Here is a 23,468-nt window from a genome sequence, read left to right as displayed (position 1 = left end):
CGCTCATGCCGTGCGCCGTGACGCGGACCACACTCCAAGGCATGACCCATATCCCGCCCCCGGCCGAGGAGTTGCGGATCCTCGACGGGGAGCTGCGGCAACTCGACGCCCGCCGCGCCCTGCTGCTGACCCGCCGCGCCTGGCTGATCGGCGTTCTCCACTCGGCCCCCGTACCGCCCCCGCCTCCCCCGCGGCGGCCCGAGACGACCGCCCCGAGCGTGCAGAACGTGCTCCTGGTGCTCGGCGGCATCCTGCTGACCGTCGCCGCGATCGCGTTCACGCTGGTCAGCTGGGGGCATCTGGGGATCACCGGGCGGGCCGTGGTGCTCGCGGCGGTGACGCTGGCGGCACTCGCCACTCCCGTCGCGCTGCTCAGGCGCGGGCTGCGCTCGACCGCCGAGTCGGTGGCGGGCCTCGGCCTCGCGCTGACGGTGCTCGACGCCTACGCCCTGCACGAGGCGGCGCTCCCCGGGGCGAACGGCACGGCTTACGCGGCGCTCGCCTCGGCCGTCCTGGCGGGGGTCTGGGCTGCGTACGGCCAGGGCCTCGGCGCGCTGCTCGGCCGGCCCGAGCGGGCCGCCGCTCGTCTCCCGCTGCGGCTGCCTCTTCCGGCCGCGCTGGTCGCCGTCCAATTCCCGCTCCTGCTCTGGGCGATCGCAGCGGGTGCGGGTCCGCACACGCTCACGGGCGCGCTGTTGACGACGGCCGCGTTCGACACGGTTGTCGCGCTCCGGGTGTCCGTGAGATCCGTACGTCTCGTCGCCGCCGTCGGCGCGTACGGCATGGGCGGCTGGGGCGTGCTGGCGGCCGGCCGGCTCTCCTTCGAGGCCACCGGTCCGAGCGCCGCCGCCCGTGCGGCGGCGCTCCTCGCCTTCGCGGCGGTGATCGCACTGGGCACGGCCTGGCGGGCACCGAGGGTGGACCTCGCCGTCGGCACCGCGGTGACCGGCGGCCTCCTGCTGGTCGCGGGCCTCGGCGGCATCCTGCGTGTGTCGCTGCCGGCCGACTGGACGGTGGTCGGGTATCTGGTGTGCGCCGTCGCCCTGCTGACGGTCGTACGCGGCCCGCTTCCCGAGCCCGTACGCCTCGGTCTCGCCTGGGCCTCCGGCTCCGTCCAGGCGCTCGCCGTGGTCTCGGCGCTGCCCCCGGTCGCCGTCGCGCTGCTGGGTCCGGCGGGCTGGGCGGGGCGGATCTGGTCGGGCGCCCCGTCGGACATCCGGGCCGCGGTGACCGCCGGCACGCCCTGGCCGCCGGACGCGGCGACGGCACCGCTCGTACTGGCCGTCGTCGCCGGTGTCTCGGTCTGGGCGCTGCGCACCACACAGTGGCGGCCGCAGGCCATGACCGGCGCCCTGGTGCTGGGATGGGCGACGGCGCTCGTCCTCCCCGCGACGCTGGAACTCCCCTACGTCGTGGGGCTGTTCGCGCTGGGGCTGACCGCGGCGACGGCGGTGGCCGTGGCGGCGTACGCACGTCGGGCGCCGACGGCTTACACGGCCACCGCGCTCGCCCTGATCACGTCCGTCAGCCTCTCCTTCCTCTCGCTGACCTCCCGGCCCGCGACCCTCGGCGTACTGGCCGCCCTGACCGCCCTGTTCGCGGTCGCCGCCGTGAAGGTGCGGCCGGCCTCCGTCTGGGCGAGCACGTCCCTCGCCGGTGCCACCGCGCTGGCCTGTGCCGCGGGAGCCGCCGCCGGGTGGGCGCCGGCGCACACCGCGCTGCTCGTCCTGGTCGTCCCGTGCGGGGCGGCCCTGCTTGCGGCGCGGCTCGACGAGCCCGGGACCACCACCGCCGTGGAAGTCACCGGCTCCGTCGCGGGCCTGGTGGCGGTCGGTCTCGCCGTCACCGATCCCCCGCTGCTGGCGCTCGTCCTCGCCCTGTGCGGGGTGATCGCCGCCGGCACCGCCGTCCGGGCGGACCGCAGGAGCGTCGGCTACGCGGCCACGGCCCTGTTCGTGCTGGCGACGTGGGTGCGCCTGGGGTCCTGGGGCGTCGGCGCCCCGGAGGCGTACACCTTGCCGGTGACCGTCCCCGCGCTGCTCGTGGGGGTCGTCCGGCGGCGCCGGGATCCGCTCGCCTCGTCCTGGACGGCGTACGGCCCCGGCCTCGCGGCGACGCTCGTGCCGAGTCTGCTGACGGCATGGGGCGACGCGCACTGGCTACGCCCGCTGCTGCTCGGGGCGGCGGCGCTCCTCGTCACCCTGCTGGGCGCCCGCCACCGCCTCCGGGCGCCCCTGCTGCTCGGCGGGGCCGTGCTGGCGCTGGACGCGCTGCACGAACTCGCCCCGTATCTGGTGCAGTTGGCCGGTGTGCTCCCGCGCTGGCTGCCTCCCGCCCTCGCCGGGCTGGTGCTGCTCGCGGTCGGGGCGACGTACGAGCAGCGGATCCGGGACGCCCGACGGGTGCGGGAGGTGCTGGGGAGGATGTACTGAGCGCGGTCGACCGGCCGCTCAGGGCATCTTGTCGCCCAGCAGCGCCAGGTTCTCGATGGCGGCGAGGCCGTACAGCGCGGTGTCGTTCGAGCTGACCCAGTTGGCCTCGCTGCCCGCCACCAGGGTGACGGGGCCGCTCAGCTTCTCCGTCTTCCAGGGCGAGGACTCCATGTAGCCGTCGGAGCTGTAGAACTTCGTCCAGGCGCGCTTGGCGAGTGTCGCGTCGCCGGTCTGTACGGCGGCGTACGCGTCGAGGCGCGAGTGGCCCTGGAACAGCAGCAGGGAGCCGAAGTTGGAACCGTACCGTGCCGCCTGTTCGGTCTTGCTGGCGTTGAAGTAGCGGCAGTAGTCGAGGTAGACCTCCTTGAACTTCGGCATGTCGACCAGGTCGATCAGCTCGGCGCACAGCTCGTTGAGGCCGAACACCGCGGAGAGGTGCGAGACGGACACGACGGGCGCGGGGGCGATGGCGAACTTGCCCGTGTCGAGGTCGTAGAGGCCATTGCCCTGGACGAAGCCGTTGGGCTGGGCGGCGATGGTCTCCATCGTCGACAGCACGCGGGCCTTGGCCTTCGCCCACTTGGGGCCCTTGCGCTCCCACTCGGTCAGCCACGCGGAGACGAGCCCGCTCCAGTCCGTGCCGAAGCCGATGGACAGGGCGTGCCGGTCGGGCGTGTACGGCTCGGTGCGGATCTTGCGGATCGGGTCGAGGACGAGGAACGTCTCGTCGGAGTCGACGTTGGCGTGCATGAGGTCACCGACGCGCTCGTCCGCGGTGAGGTAGTAGTAGTACCGCCGGTAGTTGGTGTTGGCGATGCGCTGCTGCTTGGCGCTGTCGGCGAAGTGCTGCACGCCGTGCCGGGTGCCGAGACCCGCCCACTGGCCGAGGTGGTAGACGTCGACCTCGCCGGTGTGCCGGGTGAGCGCCTCGGCGAAGCGGAAGATGTCCGAGCGTCCTGAGCGCAGATAGGCGAACCACAGCCACAGGTCCGGCGACAGCTCGGAGTTGTCCCAGGCGTAGCCGCCGACGTCGTACCGCCACTGGTGGCGCACGGTGTCGTACGAGTGCATGAAGTCGCCGTAGTCCCAGAAGCCGTACCAACGCCGCATCTCCACCTGGTCCTTGTAGTACGTGAAGAGGAAGTCGAGATGGTCCTCGATCTTGGCCTTCGCGGTGGTGGAGCGGTCGGGCTCGGAGAACAGGCCGCCGAAGACCTTGGCCTTGATGAGGTGCTTGGGCGGGGCGGCGAGCTGCGGGAGCACCCGGACGGCCTCGACCTGTTCGGCGAGCTTCTCGGGGGTGGGCGTCGACTCGTTGGCCCAGAAGAGGAGTTCGGAGGTGCGGGCGATGCCGTAGGGGGTGCCGAACTCCGGTTCGTAGTCCTCGTAGGTGATGTTGAGGCCTTCGAGCTGTTCGGCGTAGGTGTCCTGGTCCATGCCGTCGTGGTAGAAGCGCAGGTCCATGGGCTGCGCCTCGGGCGACCAGAGCCAGAGGGTGACCTCGGCCTCGTCGGTGTGGGCGTCGCGGATGTCGAGCTGGGCGGGGTGTTTCTCCCAGAAGTCCCGCAGGCCGAAGGAGAATCCGCCGCTGGGTCCGCCGACGTATCCGAAGCCGCTCGCCCTGCGGCCGCCGCCCGCGGCGATCCAGCCGTACCCCTTCCTGGTGCGCTTGCGCAGGGTGAAGCCGTCGGCGGAGAGCTGGGCGAGGGTGTAGTCGCCCCACTCGGGGATGTACTGGAGACGGGTGGTGACCCGCTGGTCCCAGGTGGCCGGGTCGGGCAGCCTCTCGCCCGCGAACTGGGCCGCCTGCACGGCCGCGCCCGGGTCGCGGCGCAGTCCGGTGATGCCCTTGACGGCCTCGCGCAGCAGACCGGTGTCGTCACCGCCGATGCGGATGTGCCGGTCGTACGCGGCATCGCGCATCGGCACGGTGAAGCGCACACCGAGCCCGCGGATGAAGTCGCCGCTCGCCTTGCCGGGCTCCTGCTTCCCGTCGAACGTGATCGTGTGCACCATGCGGAAGGACTCGGCGCCCGCGTAGAAATAGAGCCGGACGGAGAAGGGCAGCCAACTGCGGTCGCCCTTGCGGTGCTTGCCGTCGATGCGGACGACGGCACGGACCGGGCCGTCCTGTTCGACGGTGACGTCGGAGATGGCGCTCTCGAAGCGTTCGTACTTTTCCGTGCCCTGGTCGCCGTCCTCGAGCTCGGGCTGGCGGATCAGCACGAGCCGGCCGTTCTTGGCGATCTCGGTGGAACCGCGTGTGACCGACTTGACCAGCGTGGAGCCGGACTTGCCGAGCTTCGCCGTGATGACGCCGGTCGACACGTCGATCGTGCCGCCGCGCTTGTCGACGGTCACCTTCTTGTCGGGCGCGGCGGGCGAACCGGCGGCGAGCGTGAGCTTCCCGGCGCCGGCTCCCGTGCCGACGGCGTGCGCGGTCCACTTCAGGGAGCCGTCCGGCCAGTAGGCGATCGGCCAGGACTGCACGGGTACGGCCTTGCCGTCCGCGTCCGTGAGCGCGAACGCCTGGTCCTCCTCGTACGCGCCCTTCGGCCAGGGCACACCGACGGTGGAGCCGGGCGCGGCACCGAGGCCGCCGTCCTCCAGCCAGTCCAGGGTCACCGGGTCCGCGTCGGCGGCCTCGGCTCTCGGCGCGGCCTGCGCGTTCCTGGCACCCAGGGCCCAGCTGAACTGGGCGGCGGCTCCGGCGACGGCGGCTGCCTTGAGGAGGGACCTACGGGGGATGGGAGACATGGCCTTTCCTTTCCGTGCGGGGAAGTCAGGGGCATGACAGGGGGAGGGTTGGGTGTGTGGGTGGGGATGGGGGTGGTGTGGGTGGGGGGCGCTGGTGGGGGTGGCGGGGGTGCGGGCAGGGCAGCCAGGCAGGGCGCCGGAATTGGCGTACGAACGTTCGTGAGCCATCCCGCAGCGCGTACGAACGTTCGTGAGCTATCCGCGACGCATACGAACGTTCGTAAGCTATTAGCGAGCGCGCCGCCGATACCTCTCCTCCACGGCGACGGCCGCCGCCGCGACGGCTCCGAGCACGGGAACCGCGAGCGGTGCGATGAACAGGCCCGAGCAGACCACCACCGCCAGTCCGCCGATGAGCAGGAAGGACCCGGCGGGATCCAGGACCGTACGGCGTCCGGCGCCCGCGAGCAGCACCCGCCATGGCACGCCCGGCTCCCAGACCGCCGCCGCCCGCAGCCCGGCGACGACCAGTCCGATGAGCGCGAAGAGGCCGACGGCACCCACGAGGGGGCCGCCCGGCATTCCCGCACGCGCGGCCTGCACATCCACCCAGACCGCGGCCGCCGCGGCCCAGCCGGCGAGCCCCGCGATCCACCCGCCGCGCACGGCCGCACGGAAGTCGGCGACGAACTCCCGTCCGCCGCCGCCCTCGTGAGCCGTGCGCCGGCGCAGATGCCGTGCCCCGGCGGCGAAGGCCGCGGGGTAGGTGAGCAGCGGCAGCGAGGCCACCGCGATCCACACCCCCGTGAGCAGACACTCGGCGAAGAGACCGAAGCGCTCGGCGAGGGCCGATTCGCGGGGCGGCTTGCGGGGCGGCTTGCGGGCTTTCGCCCACGGCCGGGCACGACGGGCTTCGGCCGTACGAGTCATCGGCACGTCAGCCCTTCAGCCCGGAGGTCGCCATACCGTCGATCAAGTGCCGCTGGAAGGCGAGGAAGAAGAGCAGGACGGGCAGCAGCGCCACCAGCGACATCGCGATCATGCCGCCGTAGTTGGAGGTGACGCCGTCCGAGTCGCGGAAGAGCATCAGGCCGAGCGAGACGGTGTAATTGCCGGGCTCGTTCAGGTAGATCAGCGGCCCCATGAAGTCGTTCCAGGCGTTGATGAAGGTGAAGATCGCGCTGGTGATGAGCGCGGACCGGCACAGCGGCAGCACGATCGACCAGTAGATCCGCAGATGCCCGCAGCCGTCGAGACGGGCCGCCTCGTCCAGTTCCCTGGGCAGGTTCCGCATGAACTGCACCATCAGGAAGACGAAGAACGCCTCGGTGGCCAGGTATTTGCCGATCAGCAACGGTACGTAGGTGTTGATCAGCTCCAGCTTCTGGAACATCACGTACTGCGGGATCAGCAGCACGTGATACGGCAGCAGCAGCGTGCCGATCATCAGCGAGAACATCAGGTTCCGGCCGGCGAACCGGATCCGGGCGAAGGCGTACGCGGTCAGTGAGCAGGAGACCAGGATGCCGACGACGGAACCGAGCGCGTAGACGAGGGAGTTCTGGAAGAACGTGGCGATCGAGACGTCGGCGATACCGTCCGCCAGCCCCTTGAAATTGGAGATGATCGGTTCCGTCGGGAACAGCTCCAGGCTGCCGATGATCTCTTTGCTGGGCTTGAAGGACGCGCCGATGACCCAGACGACCGGGTAGAGCACGACCGCGAGGACCAGCAGGGCGCCGAGGTGCCAGGCGAGCGAACCCTTCCGGCGCCGCCCGAGCGCGCGCGGCTTGCGAGCGGTGGTTGCGGTAGCGCTCATCGAGCGTCCTCCTCGTAGTGCACCCACCGTTTCTGGGACCAGAAGAGGACGGCCGTCACCAGCGCCACGGCGAGCAGCAGCATCCAGGCCATCGCGGAGGCAAAGCCCATTTGGGCCTCCTTGAAGCCCTTCTGGTACAGGTAGCAGGTGTAGACCAGCGTGGCGTCGGCGGGACCGCAGTACCCGTTGGAGACGACATACGCCGAGCCGAAGATCTGGAAGGAGTGGATGGTCTCCAGCAGGACGTTGAAGAACAGCACCGGAGAAATCACCGGCAGCGTGATGTTCCAGAACCGCCGGAACGGTCCGGCGCCATCGACCTCCGCCGCTTCGTACAGCTCACGCGGCACCTGCTTTAGTCCGGCCAGGAAGATGACCATGGGGGCGCCGAACTGCCAGACGGTGAGCGCGACCAGGCTGTAGAGAACCCAGTCGGCGTCGCCGACCCAGCCGCCGGTGTGGAAGCCGAGGAAGGTCTGCGCTTTGTCCACGACGGCGTCGTCGGAGAAGAGCGCCCGCCAGACGAAGCCCACGGAGACGCTGGCGCCGATCAGCGAGGGTGCGTAGAACGCGGCCCGGTAGAAGGCCTGGCCGCGGCGGCTCTGCGCGAGCAGCAGGGCGACGCCGAGGGCGAGCAGCAGCTTCAGCGGGGTGCCGATGATCACGTACTTGGCCGTCACCTCCACCGACTTCTGCCAGCGGGGGTCGTCGAACATCTTGGTGAAGTTGTCGAGACCGATCCACTTCGGTGAATTGAAGAGGTTGTAGTCGGTGAACGCGAAATAGAGCGAGGCGACCATCGGGCCTGCCGTCAGCAGCAGGAAACCGGCGATCCACGGCGACATGAAGAGGTAGCCGGCCAGATTCTCCCGGCGGCCCCGACGCTTGACGACGGCGGGGCGGGCGGGGCGTTCGGCAGGTACCTGGGGCGGTGAGTCCTTGACGAGCGTCACTGCTGTTCCCATCAAGCGGCGAGGGCGGCCTTCGCTTCGGAGAAGAATTGTTTGACCGCGTCGGCGACCTTCGTCTTGCCCTGGGACATGTCGTCGGCGATGCGCAGGAAGGTGGCCTCGACGGTGTCGGCGCCGGACGGGTGCGGAGTGATGGCACCAAGGACGCCTGCCGCGGAGGTGTCCTCCTCGTACTGGGCGATCTCCTTGCTGACCGGGTCGGTCGGCTTGAAGGCGTCGAACTGCTCGGTGGTCGCGAGGATGCCGCGGTCGTAGCCCATGATCTTGGCGGCCTCCGGGTCATGGACCATGAAGTCGATGAACTGGGCCACTTCCTTCGGATGTTCGGTGCGGGCGGAGGCACTCAGCATGAGTGAGGCGAGGTACTGGCCGGTCTGCTTGCCGTCGGTGGTGGGGATCGGGGCGAGTGCGTACGTGCTGTCGCCCTCGGTGCTGTACCGGACCGCGAAGTTGTCCCAGGTGAACTCCGAGGCGGCGTCGCCGGACGCGAGCGCCGACTTGGGCCTGAGCTGTTGGATCTTCTTGGGGTCGGTGATGATGCCGGCCTTGAGGCGGTTGTAGCCGTCGGCCCACCACTCCGTCAGGTCGGCCTCGTCGAAGCCGAGTCCGTCCTCGGTGAAGAAGGCCTTGCCGTTCTGGCGGAGGTAGAGGTCGTAGAGGTACATCACACCGAAGTAGCCGGTGTCCCCCGAGATCTTCTCGGTGTCGTGGATCTTCTTCAGGGCCTTGAAGTACTCGTCCCAGGTCCAGCCCTGCTCCGGCTTGATGCCGGCCTTGTCGAAGACCTTCTGGTCGATGACGAGGGACATGGTGTTGGAGCCGACCGGAATTCCGAGCTGCTTTCCGTCGACCTGCCCGACCTTCTCGACCCCCGCCCGGAATCCGTCCAGGCTCAGATTCCCGGCGTCTATCTGCGACTTGAGATCGAGCAGGATGCCCCGCTTGTCATACTTGCGCAGATAGGCCACCGCATTCTGGAAAACGTCCGGGGGATTTCCACCTGCGGCCTGCGTCTGGAATTTCTCCCAAAAGGCCACGTAGTCCTGGAAGTCGGTCTTCACCTTGATCTTCGGGTACTTCTTCTCGAAGAGCGCGATGGTCTGGTTGATACGCTTGGCGCGCTCTTCGGCACCCCACCAGGCGTAGCGGATCGTGACCGTCCCGTCCCCCGAGTCACTGTCGCCCCCACAGCCGGTCGTCGCGGCCAGCCCCAGCACGGCCGCCGACGCACCGGCCGCCTTGAGGATCGTCCGCCTCTCAACATTCCCGTTTTTCTGCATGGTCGGGCCCTCCCCGCGACATTGCGTCCACTGTCATGAATCGTTTCAAGTAAGCGCTTGCTGGCACAAGGTACGGAGGCCCTCCGGGCACGTCAATGATTCGGACAGGAATTGCTGGGACGCGGTTGGAGGACGCGGCGGGAGCGGCGGCGGGGCGGGGCGACGGAGGGCCGGCGAGTACGCAGGTGGGAGGCGCACGGCCGAAATGCCGAACGCCGGGAGGGGAGTTGAGAGCGAACGCACCAGGACCGAAACGGGACTCGCGACGCGCGGCCTACGGCGCTACGGCGCTACGGCGCTACGGCGCTACGGCGCTACGGCGCTACGGCAAGGATCCGTTGCGCCGGATACGGAGAGCGACGCCAACTCCAGCCGTGCAGCCGTGTAGCCGCGCAGACGCGCAGCCCCCGATTGCACCCCTGCTCTCCACTGCCGCTTCCAACTGCCCAGGCCACAACCACGACCACCGAGCCACAACCACAGCGCAGACACGACGAAGGCGGCCCGCCACGGAATCCGTGGACAAGGCCGCCTCTCGCATACGTGGGCGATACTGGGTTCGAACCAGTGACCTCTTCGGTGTGAACGAAGCGCTCTCCCGCTGAGCTAATCGCCCGGGCGCAGGAAGAACATTACCCCATGTCAGGGGGTGCCCCCGACCGTCCGGCGAGCGTGCGGGGAGGTCCGGCGGTCACCCTTGGACCGCCACCGCGCCGACCCGCTACTCCTTGATGTTCCAGGGCATCGCGAAGCCGAACTTCCAGACGTAGACGGCCATAAGAGCGGCGATGATCACGAGCCCGACGGTGGTGAGGATGATGTTGCGGCGCCGCACCCTGGGGTCGAGCGCACGCTGGGTCGCCTCGGTGACCTTGCGCTTCGTCCAGCGGAGCACCAGCTGGGCCCAGACGAACTCCGTCGCCCAGATCGCCATGCCTCCGAAGATCACCAGCCAGCCCGGACCGGGCAGCGGAAGCATGATCACGCCCGCGACGACGACCGCGAGCCCCACGATGAAAACGCCCACCTGCCAGCTCAGGTGCAGCGCGCGACGCGCCTTGATGAATTTCGGCGCCCTCGAGCCGAGCCCCCGCTCGGCGTTCGTTTCGTCAGCGGCCACGGCGACCTCGCCCGGCTCGTCACTCCCCGTATTCATACAACAAACCCTACCGGAGGGAAACCAGTCACCGGAATGGTCGTACCTCGCGAACGATCTCTCGGCCGGATGAGGTACCTAAAGACACGCAAAACACTCAGAGGGGTTTACAACGGCACCGTAGGTGGCATGTCGATTTCGCCGACGTGCGAATCCCCGAGCGCACACTGAGCGAAAGGCCCTGGCGCTTATGAACACCACGGTCAGCTGCGAGCTGCACCTGCGCCTCGTTGTGTCGAGCGAGTCCTCACTGCCTGTACCCGCAGGACTGCGGTATGACACGGCCGATCCCTACGCCGTGCACGCCACCTTCCACACCGGAGCCGAGGAAACCGTCGAGTGGGTCTTCGCCCGCGACCTCCTCGCCGAGGGCCTGCACCGGCCCACCGGCACCGGCGACGTCCGCGTCTGGCCGTCCCGCAGCCATGGTCAGGGCGTCGTCTGCATCGCCCTGAGCTCTCCGGAGGGCGAAGCTCTGCTCGAGGCCCCGGCGCGGGCCCTGGAGTCGTTCCTGAAGCGAACGGACGCCGCCGTGCCCCCCGGCACGGAGCATCGCCATTTCGATCTCGACACGGAGCTCTCACACATCCTGGCCGAGAGCTAGAGAGAACCCACAAAGCCGCCCGGCGCCGTCCACTCGGGGAGACGGCTCGGGCCAAAACGTCCCGATCGGGTACACACCGGCGCCGCCACCGCGTATACACGCGGGGGCGGCGTCGGCATGTCCGCAGGAGCCGACTCGTCGGCCGCACGGCCGACGCCCGGCCGCCGAAGGCGCCGCGTGTACCGGAAACGTGTCGGCCGTAACGCCGGCGCCTCAGGCATGGCCCGCGACGGTTCCCCGGCCGCGTCGAGCCGCTAGGCTCGGCCAGCATCGGCGGGCGCCCGCCCGACCCCCAGGCCAGGGAGCGAAACGTGCTGATCACCCACGACACCCGGTGCGCGCTCGACGCCGTGGTCGATCTGGTGAACACCGCACCGGAGGACGACGACGCGAGGGACGGTCTCTCGGATGTCGCGTCGCTCGCAGATTTCGTAGGAAAGCACGAGATCAGCGATGTCGGCGTCCTGTCGGAGTTCGATCTCTCGGCGGTGCGCAAGATCCGCGACCGGTTCGCCGGGGTTTTCGCCGCCGCGGACGCCCGGATCGCGGCCGGCCTGATCAACGAACTGGTCGCCGCCGCCGGAACCACCCCCCGGCTCACCGATCACGACGGCTACGACTGGCATGTCCACTACTTCGCGCCGGGCGCCTCCGTCGCCGACCACCTCGCGGCCGACTGCGGGATGGCACTGGCCTTCTTCGTGGTGGCCGGGGAGCAGGAGCGGCTGCGCCGGTGCGAGGCGCCGGACTGCCGACGCGCCTTCGTCGACCTCTCCCGCAACCGCTCCCGCCGCTACTGCGACAGTCGCACCTGCGGCAACCGCCTCCACGTGGCCGCCTACCGGGCGCGCCGCAAGGAAGCGGCGGGCTGACCGGCAGCGTCCGCCCGTTCCCGCGTCGGCCACGGGCGGCGAGGCAGAATCCGACCCGGCCGGGAGCGGCGACAGCACCGGAGCCGTAACGGCAAAGGAGCCGTGACGGGGGGTGGAGCCATACCGGGGGCAGGGAGGACGGCGGAGCTGGGCACCAGGAACGCGCCGGGCTGACGGAGCCCTCGGCGGGTGGCGCCAGGGGCTCCGCGTACGGCTCAGAGCAGCAGCAGGTCGTGCAGCGATGCCATGAGCAGAAGGCAGCCGATCACCGCAAGGAAGATCATCAGCGGTGGCTGGGAAAGCGCGAAGAGACAACCTCGCCGCTCCTCGGGAGGAGCCGCGGTGTCGCTCTGGGTTGTGTCCAGCATCTCGTCGCGATGATGGCGCAGCCGACACCCGCCCCGGGATCAACACGCCCGGGATGACCGGGAGTTCGCCAATATCCGTGAGGGCGCGGAGCGAACGTGATCACTTGGGCGCGGGTCGGGTGATCTTCTGTGTCGTTTCAGCCCGTCAGGCCGCCCGCTTCATCTGCCTGCCGGGCTTCCTCATATGCCGTGCTTCTTGAGGATGGCCTCGATGTCGCTGAAGTCGTCCGAGGCGCCGGTCGCCCGGGGGGTGGTCGCGGGCCGGGCCGCCGGGCGGGCGCCCTCCCCCAGTGAGGGCGCGGAGGCCGCGGGGGCCACTGCTTCACGCTGGGCGGCCTTGGCCGCCTTGCGTTCCTTGCGTGTACCGCCGCTGCGGCGCTCCACGGCACGCGTGGTCGCGAACAGCAGCCAGGCACCGCCGAGCAAGGCGAAGCCCGCCCATGCCGTCGGGCTGAAAGTGGTGTCGGCCGCCCAGCCGACGACCCCCGTCATCACCAGGCCTACGGGCACCAGCGAGTACGCGGCGATGCGGGCGGCCGCGAGGAAGCGCTTGCGGTAGGCCGTGACCACGGCTATGCCCAGGCCGGCCGCGGAGACGGCGGAACAGACGGTCTCGGCAATCATCCGGTCCTCCAGGCGGGCTCGATCGGGCAGGGGAGGCTCTCCCTCCCATCCTGCACCGCCCCGCGCCCGGTATGCCATGGTCCGACCGGACCTCAGGGACATCTCCGGGTCGTCTCCTCCCCAGGGCCCGTTCCAGGCTCCGCCCCGGGACCGCTCGGGAGGTCCCGGTTGGGTCGTCACCTCTGCTCCTGGAAGACTGTGGACCATGAACGACTCCTCCCCCGCGCCTCTCGCCGTCCCCGTGCTGGACGTCTGGTGCGAACTCCAGTGCCCCGACTGCCGCAGCGCCCTCGACGACCTGCGCGCGCTGCGCGCCCGCTACGGCGATCGTCTCGAGCTGCGGCTGCGGCACTTCCCGCTGGAGAAGCACAAGCACGCCTTCGCCGCGGCCCAGGCCGCCGAGGAGGCCGCGGAGCAGGGGCAGGGCTGGCCGTACGTCGAGGCGGTGCTCGGCCGGGTCGAGGAGCTGGACCGTAAGGGAGAACCCTTCCTGGTCGAGGTGGCCCGCGAACTCGGTCTGGACGCAGAGGAGTTCGACACGGCGCTGATCGACGGCCGGCACATCCTGATCGTCGACGCGGACCAGGCCGAGGGCAAGGCGATCGGCGTGACCGGCACCCCCACCTATGTCATCGGCGGCGAGCGCCTCGACGGCAACAAGAGCCAGAAGGGGCTGCGCGAGCGCGTCGAGGAAATCGCGGACCGCCTCCTGGCGGAGCGTGAACAGGAAGGCTGAGACCAGGAAGGCTGAGAACGGGAAGGCTGAGGGGAAGCCTGAGGTCCGGCGGAGGGAGCCTGCCCGTGGAGGCCGGAGGGGGCTCGTCGTACACGTCGGCCCAGGTTCAGAGCAGCTCCTTGTACAGGACGTACTGCGTCGGCTCGTAGCCCAGTGACTCGTAGAGGCGCTCCGCGGGGGTGTTGCCGGCGAAGACGTTGAGGCCGATCCGGCTCTTTCCGGCGGCCACCGACTGGGCCTCGGCCAGCAGCATCAGCGAACGTCCGTGGCCCTGGCCGCGGTGGCGTGCGTCGGCCTCGACGTCGAAGACGAACGTGCTGCCCTCGGACAGCGCCAGCCACAGCGTTCCGACGGGCACCCCTTCGTGCTCCAGGACGGTGAGCAGTGTTCCGGGACTGTCCACGCCGTCGGGGAGATGCCTGGCGTGGTCCTTCTCCGCCTTCTCCCGTGCCTCGGCCTCGGGAACGCCCCGGTCGATCCAGCTCTGCGCGTAGTGCGCCCTGCCACGCTCCTCCCACGGACCGAACTCGGCAGCCGTCATGGGCCGCCCCCGGCTGCCCTCGGGAAGTCCCGGGGCGGTGGTGCCGAGCCGCTTCTCCATGCCGCGGTTGCGCAGGACGTAGCCGAGCGCGCCGGCCAGCCGCAGGCCGGCCTCGCCGGGCACCTGGACCTCGATCCGCTTGCAGCCCCAGCCGCGCACCACCTCCTCCGCGGCGAGCGCGGCGACCGTGCCGCGGCCGCGCCGCCGGTCCGGCTCCTCGATGCGCAGCTCGTCGATCCGGGCGACGGACGGCCCGAAAACAGGGTGCGTCGCGAGGTGGATCACGCCTACGGGGCGGCTGTTCACGCACACGTGGTAGCGGCGCGAACGCGTCCCGTCGGCGGCATGCTGAAGCGGCTCGACCGGCCGCAGGGTGGTGGTCATCACGGGAGTTCTACCCGCCCTGCGGCCCTCCGTCATCCGGATATCCGAGTGCCCTGGCCGTCCTACGGGTCGAGGTCGTCCCCGGCCTGCTCGTCGAAGAGCCGCATGGCCTTGGCGGTCACCGGGCCCGGCGCGCCCGGGAGTTCGCGGGAGTCGACCCGGTGCACGCCCTGCACATCGCGCAGCGTGGACGTGAGGAACACCTCCTCGGCGCTGTCCAGGACGTCGAGGGGCAGGTCGGTCTCCTTGGCGCCGGTCCACTCGACGGTGAGCGCGCGGGTGATGCCCGCGAGGCAGCCGGAGTCGACCGGCGGGGTGTGGATCTCGCCGTCGAGCACGACGAAGACGTTCGACCCGGTGCCCTCGCACAGCCGGCCGACCGTGTTGGCGAACAGCGCCTCGGACGCGCCCTGTTCGCGCGCGCGGGCGAGGGCGACGACGTTCTCGGCGTACGAGGTGGTCTTGAGACCGGTGAGCGCGCCGCGCTCGTTGCGCGTCCACGGCACGGTGATCACGGCGGTGGAATCGGGGCGGCGGGCGGACTCGCCGACGGCGACGACCAGGGTCGGCCCCTTCTCGCCGCGGTCGGAGCCGAGCGGACCGTAGCCGCCGGTGTACGTGATGCGCAGCCGGCCGAGCGGCATCGGATTGGCGTCCAGGACGGCGGCGCAGGCGCGGCGTACCTCGTCCAGGTCGGGCTCGGGCAGCCCGAGGCCCCGCGCCGAACGCGCCAGCCGGTCGAGGTGGCGGGTCAGCGCGAACGGCCGCCCCTCGGCCGCCTTGACGGTCTCGAAGATGCCGTCACCCACGGTCAGCCCGTGGTCGAAGACGGAGACGCGGGCGGTCTCGGAGTCCTGCAGCCCGCCGTCGAGCCAGATCTTCACGTCAGGGTCCTTCCACTTTCCTCGTACTCCCCCGACGCTACCGCGAGCAGCCGGGCGGCCTTCAGCTCGGTCTCCCGCCACTCACCCTCGGGGTCGGAGCCCCAGGTGATGCCCGCGCCCGTGCCGAAGCGCAGCAGGCCGGCGGGGCGGTCGATCCAGAAGGTGCGGATGCCGACGGCGAGCTCCGCGGTCCGCCGGTCCGCGTCGACCCAGCCGATGCCGCCGCAGTACGGACCGCGGGGCGCCGTCTCCAGGGCCTCGATGATCCGCAGCGCACTCGACTTGGGTGCGCCGGTCACGGAGCCGGGCGGGAAGGAGGCGGCGAGGAGTTCCGGCCAGCCGACGTCCGCGCGCAGTTCGCCGTGGACGGTGGAGACGAGGTGGACCAGGCCCGGATGCTTCTCGACGACGCAGAGGTCCGGGACGGTCACCGTCCCCGTGGCGCAGACGCGTCCTATGTCGTTGCGGACGAGGTCCACGATCATCACGTTCTCGGCGTAGTCCTTCGTCAGGAGGTCCGCCTCGGTGCGCCCGGTGCCCTTGATCGGTCCCGACTCGACGGCGGCGCCGGTGCGGCGCAGGAAGAGTTCGGGAGACGCGGTCGCGATCTCGACGCCGTGCCCCGGCAGGCGAATCGTTCCGGCATACGGCGCCGGGTTGCCGCGGGCCAGCAGGGCGGTGAGCGCGTCCACGTCGGCGTCGGGGGCGATGGGCGCGGAGAGCACCCGGCAGAGGTTCGCCTGGTAGACCTCGCCGGCCGCGATGTGCTCGCGGATGCGGCGTACCCCCGCCGTGTACGCGGTGCGGTCGAGGGACGACGTCCAGTCACCGGCCGCGGGGCCTCGCCACCGCCCCGGCTCGGGCGCTCGCACCGCTTCCTCTTGTACGTTCCGGAAGCGGGCGCAGGTCAGACGGCCCTCGAAGTCGGCGCAAACGGCCCAGAAACCGGTGGAGTCGAGGGCCGCGGGGTCGCTGGTGACGTCGAGGAGACCGGTCGCGACGAGGCCGCCGAAGCGGGCGAGAGGAGGGAGGTCGAGCACGCCGTCGAGTCTATGGCGGGTGACCTGAGGATGCCCTGACCATGTCTTCGAGCAGGCGCACCGCAGCACGCTGCACAAACGCGTTTTTGTGCTGGCCCGGGAATCCGCTAGAGTTCAACACGTCGCCGGGACGCGAGAGCGGACCGAAACGACAAGCGGACGTAGCTCAGTTGGTAGAGCGCAACCTTGCCAAGGTTGAGGTCGCGAGTTCGAGCCTCGTCGTCCGCTCGGAAGAACAGGGGATCTTCCCGAATCCCTGCACTCCTGGTGGAGTGGCCGAGAGGCGAGGCAACGGCCTGCAAAGCCGTCTACACGGGTTCAAATCCCGTCTCCACCTCCATGGACGATTAGCTCAGCGGGAGAGCGCTTCCCTGACACGGAAGAGGTCACTGGTTCAATCCCAGTATCGTCCACTGGTCCGCAAGGATCCCCGCGCGATTAGCTCAGCGGGAGAGCGCTTCCCTGACACGGAAGAGGTCACTGGTTCAATCCCAGTATCGCGCACGCAGCACCACCTGGTCCCTGTAGCTCGAGGGCCCGTCCCGCGCGATTAGCTCAGCGGGAGAGCGCTTCCCTGACACGGAAGAGGTCACTGGTTCAATCCCAGTATCGCGCACCAGCCGAAGCCCCCGGCCGTCTCGTACGGTCGGGGGCTTCGTCGTTCCCGCCGTCCGCAGCGGCATGGATGCACGCCGTCCCGGCGGCACGGAAAAGGGCTCCTCCACTCGGGAGGAGCCCTTTTTCAGTCAGGACGAGAAGAGCATGTGACCGAAGCTCTTGTGCCGCTGGTGGCCGCCGTGGCCGCCGTAGTGACCGCCGCCGTGCCCACCGTGCGGGGCACCCCAGGCGGGAGCGGCCGGGTAGGCCTGCGGGGCGGCCGGGGGCGGCGGTGCGGGCTGCGACCACTGGGACTCCAGCTGGGTCAGCGACTCCAGCTCGCCGTAGTCCAGGAATATCCCGCGGCAGCCGCTGCACTGCTCGATCTGGACGCCATTGCGGTTGTATGTGTGCATCGGCGCATGGCACTTCGGACACTGCATGGTCGGCTCAACTCCTCGCCGGTCGGTGGTGCTTCGCCAGGTAGAGACACTGCCCGGCGGTGGTCGGTTGCACCTTACGTGGCACTTCCGTGGATGAACTCCGGCGGGACTCCGCCCATTCGGTCGCAGGCGTCGATCACCGCCTGCTCCACCTCGTCCAAGGGACGGTCGGCGGTCACGGCCTTGGCGACGGCCACAGCCGCCGTCTGCACGGTGAGGGCGCGGGCGGCGACATCCAGCACGGGCCAGGGGTCGCCGTCGGCGGGAACCGCCGGGCCGCCCTCGGCGCGGTACGCGGCGAGGAATCGGGTCCACTCGTCCGGCGGGAGCAGCCCGCAGGCGTACCAGGCGGCCGGGCGGGCCAGGTCCCAGGCCGGCTCGCCCACGCCGAGGTCGTCCACGTCGATGAGGAGCCAGGGACCGGTCGTCGCGGGATGGCGGACGAGCTGGCCGAGGTGGAGGTCGCCGTGGCACAGGGTCTTCGAGGACGGCATGGGCGCTTCGGCGCGGGCCCAGGCGGGCAGACCGGCCCAGGCCCGCAGGATCGGGGCGGCGGCGGGGTGCGGGCCGGCCGCGTGGAGGCGGGCGAGCGCGCGGGCCGCCTTGGCGGGACCGCGCATCGGCGGCAGACCCTTTGGCGCGGGCGCCTTGTGCAGCCGGGCGAGGAGGGTGGCGGCCGCCTCCCAGGGGGCGGCCCGCGGACAGTCGGGGTTCACGGGGCTGCCGTACGGCCAGAAGGTCACCGGGCGGCCGTGCAGGTCGGCCGGGGTCGGACTCAACGGGGGCAGCAGGATGCCGGCGAGCCGCGAGGCGATCTCCAGGCGCAGGGCCAGCTCGGCGGGATCGGTGTCCGGGGCGTGCGCCTTCGCCACCGTGTCGGCATGCCGGACGACGGTGCCGTCCGCGCGGTCCGCCAGCGTGCCGGCGGCGTCGCAGCCGCAGGGCCCCGCTTCCGGGTGGGCCATGGCTCTCACCCGCGCGGTCAGCCCGGGCAGCAGGTCTGCGGTCATGAGTCCCCCAGGGTGGTCGGTTCACCCGTGAGCGTACGGACCCGGCCGGCCCGGAAAAAACAATGCCCGCGCAGCTCCCCAGCTGCGCGGGCATTTGTGCCGTCCGCCGCACCCCCGTCCCCACGGGGTTTCATGGCCGGATGTCCCCGCCCGGACCGCTCTTCCGGGCTTGGGGCGCCGCTCAGCGCCCCAACATCACACCCACGGACGACGCTTGTGTGACCACTGTTTCCCAGCCGTCGAAGACGAGCAGGAGCAGGGCCGCCAGGGGAAGGGCCATCGCGGTCGCCACCAAGGGGTGGCGACGGCCCGTGCGGCGGGTGCCGAACGCGGCGGTGTACGCCCTGCGTCCCTGCGTGCGGATCGCCGTCCGCGGTGCCGTGTGGGCCATGGTCCCTCTCCTGACCGAGCTTCTGTTGTGGTTGGCAGCGGCGAGTGTCTGACCTCGGGGGACGAGTGCTGCACCCGCCGCTTGACCTCAAATCTAGGCGCCCGGCGGCTGCCGGTCGTCATGCCCTCGTACCGCTTGACGGGCCTCCCCGAGGATGAGCGATGACCTGCGGCGTACTCCCCTGGGTGGAGACGAGGTCCTAGGTCTCAGGGTCTTCCCGGAGGGGACGCCCGGAGTGCCCCTACTGTTCCGAGGCGTCCTCCCTGGGCACGGGCTGCTCGACCAGCGCCAGCACCCGGTTCGCCATGAAGCGCGCCGTGCGCACCACTGATCCGCTTCGGGTGACTTCGCTCACTTCCACGACCCCCCTGCGCACCGCCGTCTCCACCCGGCGGCCCGCCCTGCTCGCCACCACCTCGTAGGTACGCGTCGTGTCCCCGGCATCCACGACTATCTCCACGCGATCACCCTTCACGGGTTCAATCCCCCTTCTGTGACGGGTGGTTGGGAGCACAGGCAGCTCAAAACCAGCCTGTTCACAGGCTCCCTGACCACCTTTCAAGTTTCCCACCAGGCACTGACAATCGATGGGGACCAGAGGGCGCGGCCTCTGCGCGCACCCGGCCGGGGAAACGTAAGCTGTGGCTCGTCAAACGGACCGGGCAGCGGGGATGGACATGGCGATGATGCGCCTGAGGCGCGAGGACCCGCGTGTCGTCGGCTCGTTCAGGCTTCACCGACGGCTCGGCGCGGGCGGGATGGGCGTTGTCTACCTGGGCTCCGACCGGCGTGGCCAGCGGGTCGCGCTGAAGGTGATCCGGCCGGACCTGGCGGAGGATCAGGAGTTCCGGTTCCGGTTCGCCCGCGAGGTCTCGGCGGCACGGCGGATCAGGGGCGGGTGCACGGCCCGGCTGGTGGCCGCCGACCTGGACGCGGACCGGCCGTGGTTCGCCACGCAGTACGTGCCCGGGCCCTCCCTGCACGACAAGGTCGCCGAGGAGGGGCCGCTGTCGGCCGCCGACGTGGCCGCCGTGGGCGCCGCCCTCTCCGAGGGGCTCGTCGCCGTGCACGAGGCCGGTGTCGTACACCGCGATCTGAAGCCGTCCAACATCCTGTTGTCCCCGAAGGGGCCGCGGATCATCGACTTCGGCATCGCCTGGGCGACGGGGGCCTCGACGCTCACGCACGTCGGTACGGCCGTCGGGTCGCCCGGCTTCCTCGCGCCCGAGCAGGTGCGCGGCGCCGCCGTCACGCCGGCCACGGACGTGTTCTCCCTCGGCGCCACGCTCGCGTACGCGGCGACCGCCGACTCCCCGTTCGGGCACGGCAGTTCCGAAGTGATGCTCTACCGGGTGGTGCACGAGGAGGCGCATCTGAACGGTGTGCCGGACGCGCTGGCGCCACTGGTGCGCGCGTGCCTCGCCAAGGACCCGGAGGAGCGGCCCAGCACGCTCCAACTCTCGCTGCGGCTCAAGGAGATCGCGGCCCGTGAGGCTCAGGGCATCGCGGACGTACGGCCGCCGGCCCAGCGCGGTGAACCGGACCGGCCCTCGGGGCGGCTCGCGGAGCAGTACGCCGAGCAGCGGACCCAGCGCCGGCCGCAGGGTGCGCCCGGGACTCCCCCGCCCCGGACCGGGGGCGGGCCGCGCTCCGGCTCGCGGCCGACGCCGGCCCCGCGCAACTCCACCCGCTCCGGCAGCCGGCCCGCACCGCGCAGCGGCGCCGGGCGCTCCTCGCCGCGGACCACCGGGACCGGACGGCGGCCGGCCAATCCGCGGCTGCTGCGCCAGCGGCTCTTCGTGTTCGTCGTCGTGACCCTGCTGGTGGCGCTGGGCATCGCGGCGGCCCAGGGCTGCCAGGGGCCGGCGCGCGGGCTCGACGACGGCGGCGTACGCAAGGACGTACGACAGGAGCAGTCGTACGAGCCGTGGCGGGGGATCTGACGGATCAGCGGTACCGGAGCGGGATCAGCCCGGTCCGATGGCGCGCCGGGCGGACGGGCCCCCGGGCGGCCGGAGCCGGCAGGTCAGAGTTCCGGCAGTACGCGCTCGAAGAACTCCCGGTCGCCGTCGAAGACGGGTTCCATCGCCAGGAATTCGCCCGGGGTGACCCAGCGCGCCTCGGCCACCTCGCCCGGGTCGGGGACCACCTCACCCGTGCCGGACTCCGCCGTCCACCAGTGGAGGCGGAAGTGTCCGTCGTCGGTCGGGCACTCCCAGACCTTCCGCAGCGGCGAGACGTCCAGGCCGACCTCCTCGCGCACCTCTCTGACCAGCGCTTCCTCCTGGGTCTCGCCTGGTTCGAGCTTGCCGCTGAGGGGTGCCCAGTAGCCCGGGCGGGCCGCCTGCGGACCGCGCTTGATGACGAGCACCCGCTCGCCGCGGCGCAGCACCGCGACGATCGCCTCACGCTGGTCCCTCACTCTCCCGGGCCCTGTCTATGACTGGGGCCGGCCGGTGGCCACCGCGTAGAAGGCGACCGCGGCCGCGGCGCCCACGTTGAGGGAGTCGACGCCGTGGGCCATGGGGATGCGGACCCATTCGTCCGCCGCGACCAGTGCCTGCGTGGACAGGCCGTCGCCCTCCGCGCCGAGCATCAGCGCGACCCGGTCCATCTTGTGCGGTGCCGTCTCGTCGAGGGTCTTCGCCTTCTCGTCGGGGGTGAGCGCGAGCAGGTTGAAGCCGGCCTCGCGGACCGACTCCAGCCCCTTGGGCCAGGTGTCCAGACGTGCGTACGGCACCGAGAAGACCGCGCCCATGGAGACCTTGACGCTGCGTCGGTAGAGCGGGTCGGCACAGTCCGGGGAGAGCAGTACGGCGTCCATGCCGAGGGCGGCGGCGGAACGGAATATGGCGCCGATGTTGGTGTGGTCGTTCACGGATTCCATGATCACGACCCGGCGGGCGGTCGCCAGGAGTTCGTCCGCCGTCGGCAGCGGCTTGCGCTGCATCGAGGCGAGCGCGCCGCGGTGCACGTGATAGCCGGTGACCTGCTCGGCGAGCTCCGGGCTGACCGCGTACACCGGGGCCGGAAGTTCGTCGATGACGTCGCGCATGACGTCGACCCACTTGGCGGACAGCAGCATGGAGCGCATCTCGTAGCCTGCGTCCTTGGCCCGTCTGATGACCTTCTCGCCCTCGGCGATGAACAGGCCCTCGGCGGGTTCGCGCTTACGGCGCAGCTCCACGTCGGTCAGGCCCGTGTAGTCGCGCAGACGCGGGTCGGCGGGGTCCTCAACGGTGATGAGATCGGCCACAGGGTGATACTGCCTTGTCCTGGGTGCGGTGCCAACGGCTGGGAACGGGTTGGGTTACCCGGGGTTACTCGAAAGTCTGCGGGCCCACGTCCACGACCGCGCCGATGACGATGACGGCCGGGGGCTTCACGTCCTGGGCGCGTACGGTCTCCGCGACCGTCGCGAGCGTGGCGTCGACACGGCGCTGGGCGGCCGTCGTGCCTTCCTGGACGAGGGCGACGGGTGTGCCGGCCGGCTTGCCGTGGGCCACGAGCGTGTCGGCGATCTTTCCGATCTTGTCGACGCCCATCAGGATCACGAGCGTGCCGCGCAGCTTCGCGAGGGCCGGCCAGTCGACCAGCGAGCGCTCGTCGTCAGGGGCCACATGGCCGCTGACCACCGTGAACTCGTGTGCGACACCCCGGTGGGTGACCGGGATGCCGGCCGCGCCGGGAACCGAGATCGAGCTGGAGATACCGGGGACGACCGTGCAGGGGATGCCCACCTCGGCGAGCGCCTGGGCCTCCTCCATGCCACGGCCGAAGACGAAGGGGTCGCCGCCCTTCAGCCGTACGACCGACTTGCCCTGCCGGGCGTGCTCGATCAGCGCGTTGTTGATGGCCTCCTGGGCCATGAAACGGCCGTACGGGATCTTCGCCGCGTCGATCACCTCGACGTGCGGCGGGAGTTCGGCGAGCAGATCGCGCGGGCCGAGGCGGTCCGCGATGACCACGTCGGCCTCGGCGAGCAGGCGGCGGCCGCGCACCGTGATGAGGTCGGGGTCGCCGGGGCCGCCGCCGACCAGGGCGACGCCGGGGGTGCGGACGCGATGGTGGGGGGCGACGAGGGTGCCGTCGCGCAGGCCCTCGACCACGGCATCCCGGATCGCCGCCGTGTGGCGCGGGTCGCGGCCCTTGGCGTTCGTGGTGAGGACGGCGACCGTGACGCCCTCGCTGTGCCCGGTGGCCGGGGTCCAGGCGGTGGCCGCGTCGGCGTCGTCGGAGCGGACGCACCAGACACGGAGGCGCTCCGCTTCGGCGGAGGCCGCGACGTTCGCCGCCGCGTCGCTGGTGGCGATCAGGGCGTACCAGGCCTCCGCGAGGTCACCGTCCTCGTACCGGCGCCTCGACCAGGTGATCTCGCCCGTGTCGGCCATGGCTTCGACCGACGGGGTCGCCTCGGGAGACACGAGGTGGACCTTCGCGCCCGCCGCGATGAGCGCGGGGAGGCGGCGCTGGGCGACCTGGCCGCCGCCGAGGACGACTACGCGGCGGCCGGTGAGGCGCAGGCCCACGGGGTAGGCGGGGTGTTCGGCCATGGAGGTGCGGCTCCTCGTACGGGCGGTGCGAGAGGGGCCCCTGCGGCGGTGGAGAAGCCCTTGACG

The 23,468-nt window shown here is 70.9% G+C and carries 23 protein-coding genes and 6 tRNA genes; 10 read left to right on the top strand and 19 right to left on the bottom strand.

Features of this window, described 5'->3' with window-relative positions; translation table 11 throughout:
• Positions 1-5 precede the first annotated feature (5 nt).
• Positions 6-2,432, top strand: coding sequence for a hypothetical protein (locus GTY58_RS35390; protein WP_037646548.1), 2,427 nt, complete (start codon positions 6-8; stop codon positions 2,430-2,432).
• Positions 2,433-2,450: 18 nt separating this feature from the next.
• Here the strand turns inward: GTY58_RS35390 and GTY58_RS35385 are convergent, their stop codons facing one another.
• The 7 genes from GTY58_RS35385 to GTY58_RS35355 form a co-directional block, all read right to left on the bottom strand.
• The gene (locus GTY58_RS35385; RefSeq protein ID WP_037646545.1) at positions 2,451-5,189 is read right to left on the bottom strand and encodes a hypothetical protein; all 2,739 of its coding nucleotides are present in this window, start codon (positions 5,187-5,189) and stop codon (positions 2,451-2,453) included.
• 228 nt (positions 5,190-5,417) lie between these two features.
• The gene (locus tag GTY58_RS35380) at positions 5,418-6,059 is read right to left on the bottom strand and encodes a hypothetical protein (protein WP_042494616.1); all 642 of its coding nucleotides are present in this window, start codon (positions 6,057-6,059) and stop codon (positions 5,418-5,420) included.
• A 7-nt stretch (positions 6,060-6,066) separates the two neighbouring features.
• Positions 6,067-6,948: a carbohydrate ABC transporter permease gene (locus GTY58_RS35375; protein ID WP_037646541.1), complete on the bottom strand. Its 882-nt coding sequence runs from the start codon at positions 6,946-6,948 to the stop codon at positions 6,067-6,069.
• A complete protein-coding gene (locus GTY58_RS35370; RefSeq protein WP_037646539.1) occupies positions 6,945-7,901 on the bottom strand; it encodes a sugar ABC transporter permease in 957 nt (318 codons plus the stop codon). The genes GTY58_RS35375 and GTY58_RS35370 overlap by 4 nt, the downstream gene beginning before the upstream one ends.
• A gap of 11 nt (positions 7,902-7,912) precedes the next feature.
• Positions 7,913-9,199: a sugar ABC transporter substrate-binding protein gene (locus GTY58_RS35365; RefSeq protein WP_010988210.1), complete on the bottom strand. Its 1,287-nt coding sequence runs from the start codon at positions 9,197-9,199 to the stop codon at positions 7,913-7,915.
• Positions 9,200-9,743: 544 nt separating this feature from the next.
• Positions 9,744-9,815 (bottom strand) — tRNA-Val (locus tag GTY58_RS35360).
• A gap of 105 nt (positions 9,816-9,920) precedes the next feature.
• Entirely contained in the window at positions 9,921-10,355 is a 435-nt protein-coding gene (locus tag GTY58_RS35355) for a TIGR02611 family protein (protein WP_010988209.1), read from the bottom strand.
• Positions 10,356-10,545: 190 nt separating this feature from the next.
• On the opposite strand from GTY58_RS35355, the gene GTY58_RS35350 reads away from it, so the two are divergent.
• Together GTY58_RS35350 and GTY58_RS35345 are read left to right on the top strand one after the other, a co-directional pair.
• Positions 10,546-10,959, top strand: a complete 414-nt coding sequence (locus GTY58_RS35350; RefSeq protein WP_003959770.1) for an SsgA family sporulation/cell division regulator — start codon at positions 10,546-10,548, stop codon at positions 10,957-10,959.
• Positions 10,960-11,270: 311 nt separating this feature from the next.
• On the top strand, positions 11,271-11,831 hold the full coding sequence (locus GTY58_RS35345) for a CGNR zinc finger domain-containing protein (protein WP_010988208.1): 561 nt from the start codon (positions 11,271-11,273) through the stop codon (positions 11,829-11,831).
• 215 nt (positions 11,832-12,046) lie between these two features.
• Here the strand turns inward: GTY58_RS35345 and GTY58_RS39905 are convergent, their stop codons facing one another.
• Both GTY58_RS39905 and GTY58_RS35340 read right to left on the bottom strand, forming a co-directional pair.
• Complete coding sequence (locus GTY58_RS39905; protein ID WP_010988207.1) at positions 12,047-12,199, bottom strand: hypothetical protein; 153 nt, start codon at positions 12,197-12,199, stop codon at positions 12,047-12,049.
• Between the two features lie 180 nt (positions 12,200-12,379).
• A complete protein-coding gene (locus GTY58_RS35340) occupies positions 12,380-12,823 on the bottom strand; it encodes a hypothetical protein (RefSeq protein ID WP_010988206.1) in 444 nt (147 codons plus the stop codon).
• A 205-nt stretch (positions 12,824-13,028) separates the two neighbouring features.
• On the opposite strand from GTY58_RS35340, the gene GTY58_RS35335 reads away from it, so the two are divergent.
• A complete protein-coding gene (locus tag GTY58_RS35335) occupies positions 13,029-13,559 on the top strand; it encodes a DsbA family protein (protein WP_010988205.1) in 531 nt (176 codons plus the stop codon).
• 106 nt (positions 13,560-13,665) lie between these two features.
• Here the strand turns inward: GTY58_RS35335 and GTY58_RS35330 are convergent, their stop codons facing one another.
• The 3 genes from GTY58_RS35330 to GTY58_RS35320 form a co-directional block, all read right to left on the bottom strand.
• Positions 13,666-14,484 carry a GNAT family N-acetyltransferase gene (locus tag GTY58_RS35330; protein WP_037646534.1) on the bottom strand — a complete coding sequence of 273 codons (819 nt, stop codon included), beginning with the start codon at positions 14,482-14,484 and terminating at the stop codon, positions 13,666-13,668.
• 62 nt (positions 14,485-14,546) lie between these two features.
• Entirely contained in the window at positions 14,547-15,368 is an 822-nt protein-coding gene (locus GTY58_RS35325) for an aminodeoxychorismate lyase (RefSeq protein ID WP_010988203.1), read from the bottom strand.
• Positions 15,365-16,408: a chorismate-binding protein gene (locus GTY58_RS35320; protein WP_037646532.1), complete on the bottom strand. Its 1,044-nt coding sequence runs from the start codon at positions 16,406-16,408 to the stop codon at positions 15,365-15,367. Before GTY58_RS35320 ends, GTY58_RS35325 begins: the two co-directional genes overlap by 4 nt.
• Before the next feature lie 155 nt (positions 16,409-16,563).
• Here GTY58_RS35320 and GTY58_RS35315 point away from each other — a divergent pair.
• The 5 genes from GTY58_RS35315 (at position 16,564) to GTY58_RS35295 (ending at position 17,027) form a co-directional block, all read left to right on the top strand.
• Positions 16,564-16,636: transfer RNA gene (locus tag GTY58_RS35315), tRNA-Gly, on the top strand.
• Positions 16,637-16,674: 38 nt separating this feature from the next.
• Positions 16,675-16,748 (top strand) — tRNA-Cys (locus tag GTY58_RS35310).
• 1 nt (position 16,749) lies between these two features.
• Positions 16,750-16,821 (top strand) — tRNA-Val (locus GTY58_RS35305).
• A gap of 19 nt (positions 16,822-16,840) precedes the next feature.
• Positions 16,841-16,912: transfer RNA gene (locus GTY58_RS35300), tRNA-Val, on the top strand.
• A gap of 40 nt (positions 16,913-16,952) precedes the next feature.
• Positions 16,953-17,027: transfer RNA gene (locus tag GTY58_RS35295), tRNA-Val, on the top strand.
• A 127-nt stretch (positions 17,028-17,154) separates the two neighbouring features.
• Here the strand turns inward: GTY58_RS35295 and GTY58_RS35290 are convergent.
• The 4 genes from GTY58_RS35290 to GTY58_RS35275 form a co-directional block, all read right to left on the bottom strand.
• Positions 17,155-17,448 (bottom strand): zf-TFIIB domain-containing protein, encoded by a 294-nt coding sequence (locus GTY58_RS35290; protein ID WP_078234571.1) that lies wholly within the window; start codon positions 17,446-17,448, stop codon positions 17,155-17,157.
• A gap of 74 nt (positions 17,449-17,522) precedes the next feature.
• Entirely contained in the window at positions 17,523-18,458 is a 936-nt protein-coding gene (locus tag GTY58_RS35285; RefSeq protein ID WP_010988200.1) for an aminoglycoside phosphotransferase family protein, read from the bottom strand.
• A 181-nt stretch (positions 18,459-18,639) separates the two neighbouring features.
• A complete protein-coding gene (locus tag GTY58_RS35280) occupies positions 18,640-18,849 on the bottom strand; it encodes a hypothetical protein (RefSeq protein ID WP_010988199.1) in 210 nt (69 codons plus the stop codon).
• 241 nt (positions 18,850-19,090) lie between these two features.
• The gene (locus tag GTY58_RS35275) at positions 19,091-19,324 is read right to left on the bottom strand and encodes a hypothetical protein (protein ID WP_037646528.1); all 234 of its coding nucleotides are present in this window, start codon (positions 19,322-19,324) and stop codon (positions 19,091-19,093) included.
• Between the two features lie 196 nt (positions 19,325-19,520).
• Between GTY58_RS35275 and GTY58_RS35270 the strand changes: the two genes are divergently transcribed.
• The gene (locus GTY58_RS35270; protein ID WP_042493905.1) at positions 19,521-20,792 is read left to right on the top strand and encodes a serine/threonine-protein kinase; all 1,272 of its coding nucleotides are present in this window, start codon (positions 19,521-19,523) and stop codon (positions 20,790-20,792) included.
• An 83-nt stretch (positions 20,793-20,875) separates the two neighbouring features.
• Here GTY58_RS35270 and GTY58_RS35265 read toward each other — a convergent pair whose 3' ends face one another.
• The 3 genes from GTY58_RS35265 to cobA all read right to left on the bottom strand — a co-directional run bounded on the left by GTY58_RS35265 (position 20,876) and on the right by cobA (position 23,402).
• Positions 20,876-21,271, bottom strand: coding sequence for an NUDIX domain-containing protein (locus GTY58_RS35265; RefSeq protein ID WP_010988197.1), 396 nt, complete (start codon positions 21,269-21,271; stop codon positions 20,876-20,878).
• A 15-nt stretch (positions 21,272-21,286) separates the two neighbouring features.
• The gene (locus tag GTY58_RS35260; RefSeq protein WP_010988196.1) at positions 21,287-22,105 is read right to left on the bottom strand and encodes an RNA methyltransferase; all 819 of its coding nucleotides are present in this window, start codon (positions 22,103-22,105) and stop codon (positions 21,287-21,289) included.
• Positions 22,106-22,169: 64 nt separating this feature from the next.
• Positions 22,170-23,402 carry a uroporphyrinogen-III C-methyltransferase gene (cobA, locus tag GTY58_RS35255; RefSeq protein WP_010988195.1) on the bottom strand — a complete coding sequence of 411 codons (1,233 nt, stop codon included), beginning with the start codon at positions 23,400-23,402 and terminating at the stop codon, positions 22,170-22,172.
• Positions 23,403-23,468: the final 66 nt, after the last annotated feature.

Origin of the sequence: Streptomyces sp. SID5469, from assembly GCF_009862865.1 — a bacterium.
Taxonomy (GTDB): domain Bacteria; phylum Actinomycetota; class Actinomycetes; order Streptomycetales; family Streptomycetaceae; genus Streptomyces; species Streptomyces avermitilis.
This window is presented reverse-complemented; position numbering and strand designations above follow the sequence as displayed.